The 12,149-nt window shown below is 66.3% G+C and carries 14 protein-coding genes; 6 read left to right on the forward strand and 8 right to left on the reverse strand.

Annotated features, from left to right (window positions below; all coding sequences use genetic code 11):
* The first annotated feature begins 124 nt into the window (after window positions 1–124).
* From AGI3411_RS07080 to AGI3411_RS07095, 4 genes are all read left to right on the forward strand, one after another.
* A complete protein-coding gene (locus tag AGI3411_RS07080) occupies window positions 125–823 on the forward strand; it encodes a DUF6776 family protein (RefSeq protein WP_129526681.1) in 699 nt (232 codons plus the stop codon).
* Window positions 824–945: 122 nt separating this feature from the next.
* Complete coding sequence (locus AGI3411_RS07085; protein ID WP_129526682.1) at window positions 946–2,574, forward strand: FAD-dependent oxidoreductase; 1,629 nt, start codon at window positions 946–948, stop codon at window positions 2,572–2,574.
* Entirely contained in the window at window positions 2,571–2,798 is a 228-nt protein-coding gene (locus tag AGI3411_RS07090; RefSeq protein WP_129526683.1) for a hypothetical protein, read from the forward strand. Before AGI3411_RS07085 ends, AGI3411_RS07090 begins: the two co-directional genes overlap by 4 nt.
* Window positions 2,795–3,250, forward strand: coding sequence for a MarR family winged helix-turn-helix transcriptional regulator (locus AGI3411_RS07095; protein WP_129526684.1), 456 nt, complete (start codon window positions 2,795–2,797; stop codon window positions 3,248–3,250). The genes AGI3411_RS07090 and AGI3411_RS07095 overlap by 4 nt, the downstream gene beginning before the upstream one ends.
* Window positions 3,251–3,254: 4 nt before the next feature.
* Here AGI3411_RS07095 and AGI3411_RS07100 read toward each other — a convergent pair whose 3' ends face one another.
* The 3 genes from AGI3411_RS07100 to AGI3411_RS07110 form a co-directional block, all read right to left on the reverse strand.
* Window positions 3,255–3,581, reverse strand: a complete 327-nt coding sequence (locus tag AGI3411_RS07100) for a 4a-hydroxytetrahydrobiopterin dehydratase (RefSeq protein WP_129526685.1) — start codon at window positions 3,579–3,581, stop codon at window positions 3,255–3,257.
* A gap of 98 nt (window positions 3,582–3,679) precedes the next feature.
* On the reverse strand, window positions 3,680–4,327 hold the full coding sequence (locus AGI3411_RS07105) for a YiaD family glycine zipper/OmpA-like lipoprotein (RefSeq protein ID WP_129526686.1): 648 nt from the start codon (window positions 4,325–4,327) through the stop codon (window positions 3,680–3,682).
* A gap of 157 nt (window positions 4,328–4,484) precedes the next feature.
* A complete protein-coding gene (locus AGI3411_RS07110) occupies window positions 4,485–5,141 on the reverse strand; it encodes an HAD family hydrolase (protein ID WP_129526687.1) in 657 nt (218 codons plus the stop codon).
* A gap of 279 nt (window positions 5,142–5,420) precedes the next feature.
* On the opposite strand from AGI3411_RS07110, the gene AGI3411_RS07115 reads away from it, so the two are divergent.
* Both AGI3411_RS07115 and AGI3411_RS07120 read left to right on the forward strand, forming a co-directional pair.
* Entirely contained in the window at window positions 5,421–5,789 is a 369-nt protein-coding gene (locus AGI3411_RS07115; RefSeq protein WP_129526688.1) for a hypothetical protein, read from the forward strand.
* Window positions 5,790–5,878: 89 nt separating this feature from the next.
* Window positions 5,879–6,880: an FKBP-type peptidyl-prolyl cis-trans isomerase N-terminal domain-containing protein gene (locus AGI3411_RS07120; protein ID WP_165359087.1), complete on the forward strand. Its 1,002-nt coding sequence runs from the start codon at window positions 5,879–5,881 to the stop codon at window positions 6,878–6,880.
* Between the two features lie 46 nt (window positions 6,881–6,926).
* Here AGI3411_RS07120 and AGI3411_RS07125 read toward each other — a convergent pair whose 3' ends face one another.
* From AGI3411_RS07125 to AGI3411_RS07145, 5 genes are read right to left on the reverse strand one after another with little or no spacing between them, the layout of a single operon-like run.
* Window positions 6,927–7,649: an SDR family NAD(P)-dependent oxidoreductase gene (locus tag AGI3411_RS07125; protein ID WP_129526690.1), complete on the reverse strand. Its 723-nt coding sequence runs from the start codon at window positions 7,647–7,649 to the stop codon at window positions 6,927–6,929.
* A gap of 2 nt (window positions 7,650–7,651) precedes the next feature.
* Window positions 7,652–8,695 carry a histone deacetylase family protein gene (locus AGI3411_RS07130; RefSeq protein WP_129526691.1) on the reverse strand — a complete coding sequence of 348 codons (1,044 nt, stop codon included), beginning with the start codon at window positions 8,693–8,695 and terminating at the stop codon, window positions 7,652–7,654.
* Window positions 8,696–8,725: 30 nt separating this feature from the next.
* Window positions 8,726–10,324, reverse strand: coding sequence for an ABC transporter ATP-binding protein (locus tag AGI3411_RS07135; protein WP_129526692.1), 1,599 nt, complete (start codon window positions 10,322–10,324; stop codon window positions 8,726–8,728).
* Between the two features lie 3 nt (window positions 10,325–10,327).
* Complete coding sequence (locus AGI3411_RS07140; RefSeq protein ID WP_129526693.1) at window positions 10,328–11,164, reverse strand: ABC transporter permease; 837 nt, start codon at window positions 11,162–11,164, stop codon at window positions 10,328–10,330.
* Entirely contained in the window at window positions 11,161–12,138 is a 978-nt protein-coding gene (locus AGI3411_RS07145; protein ID WP_425265321.1) for an ABC transporter permease, read from the reverse strand. Before AGI3411_RS07145 ends, AGI3411_RS07140 begins: the two co-directional genes overlap by 4 nt.
* Window positions 12,139–12,149 lie beyond the last annotated feature (11 nt).

Genomic DNA, 12,149 nt, shown 5'->3' on the forward strand with positions numbered 1-12,149 from the left:
TCAACGTGCGCAACCAGGATTGTCCGCGCACCCAACGCCCCCGGCTAACGGGGTATTCTCTGACGCTTTGACCGCGCGCAGCGCGCGGATGAGCCTACATACAGGAAGTTTTCTAGGAATGGGGATGTTCGGAAGATCGCAACGGGCCGTGTTCAAGCCCTCCGTATACCAGCCGGGCCAACGCACGCGGCGCATGCCGCGCTGGCTTGTCTTGCTGCTGGTGGGCATTGCCCTTGGAGCGGGCGGCGTGCTCTTCCTCCAGACCAACTACGGCCCGCAACGCCTGACCGTGGAGCAATCCGAACAGCTGCACACCGAACTCAGCGCGTCCAACCTCGAACGCCAGCGCCTGCAAAGCCAGCTCGAGGAAACCACGCAACAGCGCGACGCCAACAAGTCCGGCCACGAAAAGCTGACCTCCGATCTGGCCGAGGCCCGCAGCAAGATCGAAACCCTGAACAAGGAACTGGTGCTGTTCCAGGACGCCATGCCCGCCGATCCGCGCGGCGGCAACCTGGGCATCCGTTCCGCCACCTTCAAGCGCGCGCCGGGCCTGCTGGACTTCCAGGTCCTGGTCATGCGCGAAGACCGCCAGGGCGCGCCGTTCAAGGGCACCCTCACGTTCTCCATCGAAGGCACGTACTCCAATGGCCGCGCCGCCACGGTCACGCCCGAGGGCCCCACCCTAGACGTAGACCGCTACGACTACGCGATCGGCCAGCTGAAGCTGCCCGACGGCTTCACGCCCAAGGTCGTGGTACTGCGCGTCCTGGACGGCGCGCAGAAGCAGCACGCGATGCGCATCTATTACGTGCGCAACTGACCGGCCAGCCCCCCCCAAGAGACCCGCCCTGATCCGGCGGGTTTTTTTTGTCCGGCCGAAATAGTTGTGCCCACAACCACTTGAGCATATAGTTGCGTAAACAACCAAACTGACGAGACAACATGACGCTCCCCTCCCACGTACCCGTCCTCATCGCCGGCGGCGGCCCCGTCGGCCTGATGCTGGCCGCCCTGCTCACCGAATACGGCATCGCCTCGCTGACCCTGGAGGCGGACGACGACTACTGCAGCGGCAGCCGCGCCATTTGCATTTCGCGCCGGTCGCAGGAAATCATGGGCTGGGTCGGCGCGGACCGCGCCCTCACCGCCACGGGCCTGGCCTGGACGGGCGGACGCAGCTACTACCGCGACCGCGAAGTGCTGCATTTCGAAATGCCCCACGAACCGCTGCAGCGCTATGCGCCGATGATCAACATTCAGCAGTACGCGGTGGAGGAATATGCCCACCAGGCCATGCAGCGCCATCCGGAACTGGCCTCGCTGCAATGGTCGGCCCGTGTGACGGGCCTGCGCGCCGATGCCGGCGGCGTGACGGTCGAGGTGGACAGCGAAGGCCGGCGCCAGACCGTGCGCGCCGACTGGCTGATCGCCTGCGACGGCGGCCGCAGCACCGTGCGCGAAGCGATGGGCCTCAAGCTGGAAGGCATGCAATACGAGGGACGCTACGTCATCGTCGACATCGAACAGGAATCCCAGCGCCCGGTGGAGCGCCTAGCCTGGTTCGACCCCCCGTCCAATCCCGGTTCCACCCTGCTCATGCACCGCCAGCCCGGCAACGTCTGGCGCGTGGACTACCAGATCCGCGACGATGAAGACCCCGAGGAAGCGGTCAAGCCGGAAAACGTGCTGCCGCGCGTCCAGAGCCATCTGGACATGATCGGCGAGACCGCTCCCTGGAAGCCCCTGTGGATCTCGATCTACAACGCCAAGTGCCTGACGCTGGACAGCTACCGCCACGGCCGGGTCCTGTTCGCGGGGGACGCCGGCCACCTGGTGCCGATCTTCGGCGTGCGCGGCTTGAATTCGGGGCTGGACGACGCCGGCAACCTGGCCTGGAAACTGGCCTGGGTGCTGAAAGGCCAGGCGCCCGACAGCCTGCTGGACAGCTACAGCGTGGAACGCGTCCATGCCACCCGGCAGAACCTGGCCTATGGCGCCAAGAGCACCGAATTCATGGCCCCGCCCGACTACGGCTTTCGCCTGATGCGCGAGGCGGCGCTGCGCCTGGCGCTGGTAGACGAGGCGGTGCGGCCGCTCATCAATCCGCGGCAGTCAGCCCCCATCTCGTACGACACCTCGCCGCTGAACCTGGACGACCGGGCGCCGCAGGCCGGCGCCGCCACACCCGGCCAGCCCGCGCCGGAGGCACTGCTGCAGGACGGCGAAACACCACGCCACCTCAGCGAATATTTCGGCGCCGGCTTCGTGGCGCTGGCCGTATCGCCCGGCGCCGCGCTGGCCGCGGGTCTCGACGCGCTGGCTGCGTCTACCGGCAATGCCCCTCATCCGCTGCGCGTGCTGCGCATCGGCACGGACGCGGGCAGCCTGCGCGACACGCACGGGCAGTTGCGCCAGCGGTATGGCGGCGACGCCGGCACCGTCTACCTGATACGCCCGGACGGCTACGTCCTGGGCCGCTGGACCGCGCCCACGGCGGGCGCCCTGCTCGCGGCGCTGAAGCCCTATTACCCCGCCATCGACCTGGGCGCCAACAAGGAAGACCAAGCATGAACAACGACGAACTCGACCAGGCCTATACCGGCATGGCGCAGGCTCTCTCCCGGGTCGGCGAAGTGCAGGCGCCGCTCTTCCTGTCCATCCTGAGCCTGTCGCTGCTCGCCCGGCTGCCGGACGCAACAGAAGCCGCCGCGCTGCTGGCCCAGGCCGAGGCGGCCTGCCTGGCCAACGGCCCTGTGGCAAACTGTTCCGCCGCCCCCACCACCAGCCCGACGTGACTCAGCCCGCCCTCGAACGATTCCTGACTTATCGCCTGCACGTGCTCAACAAGATCACGGACCGGGATACGAATCGCGCCTATCTGGCCGATTGCGGCATTCCGTTGGGCGAAGCGCGCTGCCTGGCGGCCATCGGCCGCTACGCCCCGCTGTCGGTCAATGACCTGGCGCGCGCGGCCAACCTGAACAAGGGGCAGGCCAGCCGCTCGGCGCAGGCGCTGGTGGAGCGCGGCCTGGTTGAAAAAAACCATTCCGAATCCGATGGGCGCGGCGTGGTCCTGGCGCCGACCCCGGCAGGCGTGGCGCAGTACCAGCACATCATCAGCCTGATCGCCCGGCGCAACGAAGAGATCTTCTCCTGCCTGAACGCGGACGAGCAGCAGGTCCTGGGCGGTCTTCTGGACCGCCTGATCGACCACCTGCAGGCCGCCGAGGGCCACGAGGAAGGCTGAGCCGTCAGGCCCCGCCCTTCGGCGCGGTCGCGCCCAGTTGCGCGGCCGCCTCGTCCATGAACTGCGCCAGGCGCACGTCCAGCTCGGTCACGCCGCCCGCGTCATGGGTGGTCAGGACCACGTCCACGCGGTTGTAGACATTGGTCCATTCGGGATGGTGGTTCAGCTTTTCCGCGAACATCGCCACGCGCGCCATGAAGCCGAACGCGGTATTGAAATTGGCGAAGCGGAAGCGCTTCTCGATGGCATCGCGCATCGCCACCGCCTGCCAGCCGGACAGGGCGGCCACCGCGGTATCGGTGCCGATGCGGGCGGGAGGAAACATGCTCATGGCGGACTCCGGAAAAAAACTGCCCCGTGAAAAACGGAAGACGGCCGCGCAATGCGCAGGCCGCCTTGAACACGGGGACAAGGGCAAGCGCCCCCGGGTTACTGCTTCACCGCGTAAAGGTAGATCTCCACCCGGCGGTTCAGCGCGCGGCCTTCGGCGGTCGCATTGTCGCCGATCGGATCGTTCGGGCCCCGGCCTTCCACGGACAGGCGGCCGGCGGCCACGCCCTGCTTGCCCAGGTAGTCCGTCACGCTCTTGGCCCGGTTGACCGAAAGCGTCTGATTGTGCGCCAGCGAGCCGGTGCTGTCGGTATGGCCGACGACCTTGGCCCGCAGCTCGGGATGCTGGTTGAGCGAACGCGCGACGCTGTCCAGCACGGGCAGCAAGGCGGGCTTGAGTTGCGCCTTGTCGGTATCGAACGACACGCCGCTGGGAATGTTGACCTTCAGGCTGCCGTCGGGCATTTCAACCACGTCGATCCCCAGCGAGGACGCGCCCGAATTCTGCACGTCTTCCTTGACGACCTTCCAGTTGTACCCGACCAACCCGCCCGCCACCGCGCCGATGCCGGCGCCGATGGCCGCGCCCTTGCCATGGCCGATCAAGGCGCCGATGCCCGCGCCGATCGCCGCGCCGGCACCCGTGCCCACGGCGGTATTGGTCTGCTGTTGCGTGGCGCATCCGGCCAACAAGGCCCCCGACGCCGCGACAATTGCGATACGGTTGAGTATTGTTCTTGAACGCATGGCAACCTCCACTTCCTGTCTGTATGCCGGGTCATCCCGGCCTGCTCATGCTAGCAAGCGCGGCGGAGGATATCGGCAACATTTTGTACTTCCGAAAGGGGCATGTGAAAACAGCGCCGGCATTCAGCCCGCGGCGTAATGCCGGCGGGAATACTGGTCAGCCGGCATGGAATCCGGCCAGCCACGGCAGAGCCTCTTCCAGCCGAGAAGACTCCCGTTCCGGCCGCGCCGCGCCGTCCGGCAGCGACAACGCCACCCGGTTGTGCCAGTACGTGCGCAGCCCCACCTTGCTGGTGCCGAACATGTCGTAGCCGGATCCGGCGATGAACGCGGCTTGCGACGGCTTCGCACCCAGACGCGCCAGAGCCAGTTCGTACGGACGGGGATCGGGCTTGTAATAACCCGCCTCCTCGGACGTCACCACCACGTCCCAGTCCACGCCCAGCAGGCGGGCCGCGCGGCGTCCCAGGCGGTCCGAGCAATTGGTGACCACCGCCAGGCGGCAATGCGGACGCAACGCCTGCACCAACTCGCGCGCGCCGTCCCAGACGGGCAGCTCATCCCAATGGGCCTCCAGCGCGGCCGGCGCCGTGGCGGGCAGGCCTACCGCGGCAGCGGCCGCTTCCACCAGCTGTTCATAGGGCTGGTAGGCCCCGCAGCCATACGTGCGGCGCAGGTACTCCGCGCGCCAGGCCCGGCCGGCGGGCTCGGACCCTGCCGCGCGGTTCCAGACCGTCCAGGAATCGAGCAAGGCGGTAAGCAGATCGAACAGCACGGCGCGCGGATAGACGGACGTAACGGCAGGGCTGGGCATGCGGTGCTCTCTCGGATTGGCGATGGACCCACTATAAATAGTCCCGCGCCCGCCGTGGTTCATCGTCCGTTTACCCATGGTTAAGCCAGGCCTTAATGCGACATGCGCAACACAAACCCGACGAGTCCGATATTCAGCGCGCTGGCATCTATGGTCTATTGCTGATCAAAACCTCGATACCCCTCGAATCGATGCGATTGCCGTCGCCGCCTCTCCGCGGCGCGATCGGCCACCGCCGGTTGGTCAGGCGGTTTCGCATTCTTCCCTGGATCAGCATTCATGAAATTTCTCCCAGCCGGCGCAGCCATTCTGTCTGCCGCGTTAGTCCTGGCAGGCTGCAGCGCCCGCCCCGCCGCCCTCGTCTCCAAAAATGACGATGCCCTCGACAAGAACCAGCAGTGCTATCAGGAGTTTTCCGCGCTGAAGCAATTGAACCCGGACGCCTACGAAACCTACAGGGCCCAGCTCGCCGCCATCAACGAAAACTACGATCTCTACAAATCCAACGCTTCGGCAATCGACGGCAAGGCGGCCGAAGTCATGCAGACCGAAATCGACAGGGTGCTTTCCCTGGTGTGCTTCCGCATCAACAACGCCATCTATTCCAACATGATGCAGCGTGCGCAGGGCCTGCACAGCCAGCTATGAGAAAACATATAGGCACCGCGCTGTGCTGCGCGCTCGCGTTTTCCAGCGGAAAGGCATCCGCTTCCGAAACCAGCCTGCTGGATAGGTTGGTGGATGAGAGAATCATCGGAAGCGAATCCTCCCGGCGCGCGATCCCGCCGCCTGCTCCCGCGCCCGTGGCGCCGCAATCGGCTGGACAAATCGACGAGCTGACCCAGCAACTGAACGACGCGCTGGCGCAAAAATACGCGCTGGAAAACGAACTGGCCGCCTTGCAGGCAGCGGCCAACAGCCGCCCCGCCCATGACGCATCCGAAGACGGCTCCGATGCCGCCGGGATGGAAATCGCCGGCCTGAACAAGCAGGTCGCCGAACTGCTCGCGCAAAACCAGACCCTGGCGCAGCAGCGGGAGGAACAGGAACGTGCGCTGGCGGACCTGCGCATGGCCAGGCAGCAGGCCGGCGAAGCAAAAGAAGGAATCCCTGGCCCGGCCAAGCGCGTCACGATCAACGGCTCGGCCCCGAAGGACGTCCGCATCAGCTACGCGCTGGGCGCCTGGTACGGAGACAGCGCGCCGCAGGAAACACGAAAGCTGCTATCCATCGGCAAGAAGCTGGACCTGCCCGCGTTCGCTCAAGGGTTCAACGACAGGGTCGCCAACAGCATGCAGCTGCCCCAGGACCAGATTTCCGCCGAGATTGCCAGCGTGGACCAGCAACTGGATGCCGCCATGCTGTCCAGGAATGAAAAGCTGAGCAAGGTCCTGCTGGCGGAGGCCGCAAAAGAAAAAGGCGCCGTCAAGATGCCGGATGGCACCGTGTATCGCATCCTGAAGAAGGGCAAGCCGCCCATGGCGACCGCCCAAAGCGAAATCCTCTTCCAACTGGAAGAAAAGCTGGGCTCCGGCGAAGTGCTTTCCTCCGGGGAAGAGGCCACCAGCAAGGTCACGGACCTGCCGCCGGCGTTCCAGGCGGCCGTCACCCAACTTGGGCTGGGGGGCTCCGCGAAATTCCACGTTCCGGCGAAGCTGATTTATGGCGACTCGGGCAGCAGCGACATCCCGCCCGGCGCGATCTCGATCATGACGATCAAGATCGTCGGAATCAAGTAAGGCGCCATCGCCCCCCCGAGGCTCGGCGCTACCACAGCAAATGGCCTCAGAACGCCGTTTCCACTCGCCAACTCACCGGAATTTCCGCCACGCTGGCCGTGGCGGGCAGCTCCAGCGCCATTCGGGCGATCCTGGCGACTTCCTGGGGCTGCGTCAGTTGCGATTTGATGGACTCCTCCACGCCGTCGGCCATATCGGTGGCGACGAAGCCCGGGCAGATCGCGGTGCATCGGATGCGATCCGTTTCGCCAGCGTGGCGGATGCCATGCGCCAGCATCAGCGCGGCGGCCTTGCTCATGGAATACAGCCCGCCTTCCGCCGCGCGCACGCGCTTGCCGGCCAGCGAGGCGATAACCAGCACCTTGCCTTCCGGCGCCGCCCGCAAATGCGGCCACACCAGCCGCGTCAGGCGCATGGGCGACTTGACGTTGACGGCGAAGATGTCGTCGAAATCCTGGTCGCTCGCCTCGATCACGGACTTGCCGCTCAGGATGCCGGCGTTGTGCACGATGGCGTCGATGCGTCCGAAATGTCCGTGCGCCGCCGCGACCCAGGCGGCTTCGCTTGCCGGATCGCGCGCATCGAAGGGCGACCAATGGCAATGGTCCGCCCCATATTCCTCCAACGCCGTCACGGGCTGGCGCGTCCCGGCGGACACCCGCCAGCCATGCGCCAGCAGTTCCCGCGCCAGGGCCAGCCCGATGCCCCGGCTGGCGCCGCTGATCAGCACGACTCGGCCCGCGCCCTCCTCGCATGCAGCAGTCGTCATGCCTAAGCTCCCTGGCGTTTCAGATAGCCTTCGACCAGCGAATTGACGTTGGCGCGCAGCGTATCGACCTTGTAGCCCCCTTCCTGCACGAACAGGGTCGGCAGGCCAAGCTGGGCGATCCGGTCACCCAGCAGCGCGTAGTCGGCCGTGTCGATATCGAGGTTGCCGAACGGATCGTGCCGGAACGTATCGAAGCCCGCCGCCACCACCAGCATGCCGGGCGCGAAATCCTTGATGCGTTCGAGTGCATGGTCGAAGGGACCAAGGTAGCCGCTGATCGCCGTGCCGCCTTCCATGGGCAGGTTGCAGTTGTAGCCCTCGCCCGCGCCCGTTCCGGTTTCGTCGGCATAGCCGCAGATGAACGGGAACAGCGTTTCGGGCTTGCCGTGCAGCGACACGGTCAGCACATCGTCGCGGTCATAGAAGATCTGCTGGGTGCCGTTGCCATGATGCACGTCGATGTCCAGCACGGCCACGCGGCCGAAGCGCTTGGCCAGGCGCTGCGCGGCGATCGCCGTATTGGCGATGTGGCAGCCGCCCATCGCCAGGTCTCGCATGGCGTGGTGGCCGGCCGGCCGCAGCAGCGCATAGGCGCTACGCTCGCCCGCGATGATCGCGTCGGCCGCCGCCACCGCGGCGTCGACGCTGCCGTTCATGTTGCTCCAGGCATCCTGGACCAGCGGCGAGCCGCCGTCGCCCAGATACTTACCGGCGAGCGTCACCGGGATATGCGTGCGCAACGTCGGGAAATAGCGGTTCGTCGTAATGTAGGGCCGCACTTCGAACGACGCTTCCGGCGCCTTGGACCACTCATCCCAGGCGGTTTCCAGATAGTGCAGATAGTCGGGCGCGTGGACTTCGAACAATTCGACGGGGCGTTCGGCGGCGCGCGGGACGAACTGGCAATCCAGGCGCAGGTCATCCTTCAGCGCGGCCAGGATTTCGATGCTGCGTTCGGCGCGATCGTGGTGCTGCTTGAGCAGGCCACGGATCATGGCGTTGCCGGGCCAGGGCACGTCATGGGTCGGGGAGATGAAGGCTTTCACTGCGCGATCCTATAAAGCGTGTGGGGGTGGTTATTTCCAGCTTCTTCCGGGCACCGCGGCGATCAGCTCGCGGGTGTACTCGTGCTGCGGGCTTTCCAGGACCTGGGCGGTCGGGCCCTGCTCGACGATCTCGCCATGCTTGAGCACGATGACGCGGTCGCATAGCTGGGAAGCCACGCGCAGGTCATGCGTGATGAAGAGCATGGAAAGATGCAGCTCGCGCTTCAGTTGGCGCAGCATGGCCAGCACCTGGTCCTGCACGGAGACGTCCAGCGCCGACACCGGCTCATCCGCCACGATCAGTTCCGGCGTCACGGCGATCGCGCGGGCAAAGCCCAGGCGCTGGCGCTGGCCGCCCGAGAACTCATGCGGATAGCGGTCCAGCGCGGACGGATCCAGCTTGACCAGCTGCATCAATTCGCGCGCCCGGCCCATCGCCGCGCTGGCCGACATGCCATGACGGCGCATGCCGCCGGTCAGGATGCGCGCCACGGTGTGACGCGGGTTGAGCGAGCCGTACGGATCCTGAAAGATCATCTGCACCGAACGGCGCCGCGCCGGATCCGCGAACGCGCCTTCCGCCAGCAGATCGGCGTCGCGCAGCCGCATCTCGCCGCCGTCAACGGAAACCAGGCCCGCCAGCATGCGACCGATGGTCGACTTGCCCGAGCCGGATTCGCCCACCAGCCCCACCGTCTCGCCGCGCCGGATATCGAACGACACGCCTTTGACCGCCGGAAACTGCTGGGCCGGGCCGAACCACTTGCCTTTGCGCAGGTACGTCTTGCGCAGATTCCTGACCGTGAGCAAGGCGTCGGGCTGGACCTCGCCGGCAGGCGGCGGCCGGAACGACGGCACGGCGGCCAGCAGCGACTGCGTATATGCTTCCCGGGGATCGCGCAGCACCTGCTGCGCCGGGCCGGACTCGATCACGCGGCCGCCCTGCATCACGACGATGCGGTCGGCGATTTCCGACACCACGCCGAAGTCGTGCGTGATGAACAGCACGGCCAGCCCCTTGCGCTGCTGGATGTCCTTGATCAGGGCCAGGATCTGCGCCTGCGTGGTGACGTCCAGCGCCGTGGTCGGCTCGTCGGCGATCAGGATGTCGGGCTCCAGCGCCAGGGCCATGGCGATCATGACGCGCTGGCGTTGTCCGCCCGACAGTTGGTAGGGATAGGAATCGGCGATGCGGGCGTGGTCCGGCAGGCCGACCGAGGTCAGCAGCTCGCCCACGCGCGTATCCACCTGGCTGGCGTCGCGCATACCATGCGTGCGTAGCATCTCGCCAATCTGGCGGCCGCAGCGCATCAACGGGTTGAGCGCGCTGAGCGGCTCCTGGAACACCATGGCAATGCGCTTGCCGCGCACCTTGCGCAGCTCGCCCAGCGGCATGCCGGCCAGTTGCAGCTCGCCCAGCCGGATATCGCCGCCGGCGATCCGCAAACCGCGCGGCAGCAAGCCCAGCACGGCATGCGCCAGCGTGGACTTGCCCGACCCGGACTCGCCCACCACGCACACGATTTCGCGCGGATTCAGGGCGAGGCTGACGCCATCCACCGCCAGCGCGCGGTCGCCGCCCGCCGGCAGCGAGATCGACAGGTTTTCAATCTGAAGCAACGGCGTCACGGCTCACCCCTTGCGATGGAGACGGGGATTGAGCGCATCGTTGAGCCCCTCTCCCATCAGGTTGACCGCCAGCACGGTGACGAAGATCGCCACGCCCGGGAACAGGCACATCCACCAGGCCAGCCGCAAGAAGGTGCGTGACGCGCCCACCATGTAGCCCCAGGTCATCAGATTGGGATCGCCCAGGCCCAGGAAGCTGATAGCGCTTTCCAGCAGGATGGCGTTGGCCACCATCAGCGAAGCCATCACGATCAGCGGCGACACGCAGTTGGGCAGGATCTCGGCAAACACGATGTGGATGCGCGAATAGCCCTGAACCGTGGCGGCCTCCACGAACTCGCTGGACTTGACCCGCATGAATTCGGCGCGCACCAGCCGGGCGATCGGCGGCCAGCTCACCAGCGCCACGGCGGTAATCACCGAACCGAAAGACGGCTGGAAGATCGCCACCAGCACGATGGCGAACAGAAAGCTGGGGATGGTCTGGAAGATCTCGGTCACGCGCATCAGCAGCTCGTCCCAGCGCCCTCCCAGGTAGCCGGCGGGCACGCCCACCAGCATGCCGATGAATACCGCCACCACAGTCGCCACCACGCCCACCAGCAGCGAGGCCTGCGCGCCATGCACGATGCCCGCCGCGATATTGCGTCCCATGGAGTCCGCCCCGAGCCAGGCGCCGGCCTCCTCGAACGGATGCAGGAACGGCGCTTCGGTGGCGTCCCAGGGGTTGACGGGATAGAGCCACTGGGCGCCCAGGGCCATCAGCACGATGGCGGTCAGGCAGACCAGCCCCACCACCGCGCCGGCATTGCTGAAATATCGCTTGATCAATGACTTCATGATTGACTCTGCATGCGAGGATCGACGACGCGGTAGACCAGGTCAGTGAGCAGGTTGAACGCCACCACCACCACCGACGTGCAGAAAAACACGCCCAGCAGAACGGGATAGTCGCGCTGCTGCAGTGCGTCGAAGGCCAGCCGGCCGATGCCAGGCCACGCGAACACGGTTTCGACCAGCACCGAGCCGCCGATCAGTTGGCCCGCCTGCATGCCCGCCAGGGTGATGACCGGCAGCACCGCATTGCGCAGTTGGTGCACCCACACCACCCGGCCCGACGACAGGCCCTTGGCCCACGCCGTCTTGACGAAATCGGCGCCCTGGATCTCGTTCATGGAGGCGCGCGCCAGGCGCGTGTAAACCGCCAGGTTGAAGCCCGCCAGGGTGACGATGGGCAATAAGGCATGCTTCGCGATGTCCAGCATTCGCGCCACGCCGGTCAGCGACGACCCCATGGTCTCGTAGCCGAACGCCGGCAGCCAGCCCAGGCTGACCGAGAATCCCAGCACCAGCAGCAGGCCGACCCAGAAAATGGGCGTGGCGTAGAACGCCAGCGACGCCGCGGTGATGGCCGAATCCAGCCACGAGCCCCGGTAGCGGCTGGCCAGCGCCCCCAGCAGGATGCCTCCCAGCAGGGCAATGAGAAAGGCCGGAATCGCCAGTACCAGTGTGGCCGGCAAGCGGTCGGCGATCATGTCCCAGACGGGGCGCTGCTGCCGGTAGCTGTATCCCAGATCCAGCGTGGCGATGGATTGCAGATAGCTCCCCAGCTGCACCACCAGGGGTTGATCGAGCTTGAACTCCTGGCGCAACTGTTCCAGGAACTTCGCGTCGGACGACCCGGCTTCGCCGGCCAGCACGCTGACCGGGTCGCCGGGCGCCATGTGCACCAGGGCAAAGTTGATGACGGCGACTGCGACCAGCACCGTGACCGATTTGCCCAGCACGGAAAGTAAGGGCCGCAGCCACCTCATCATCCGTTCTC

Origin of the sequence: Achromobacter agilis (assembly GCF_900496965.1) — a bacterium.
Classification (GTDB): domain Bacteria; phylum Pseudomonadota; class Gammaproteobacteria; order Burkholderiales; family Burkholderiaceae_B; genus Achromobacter; species Achromobacter agilis.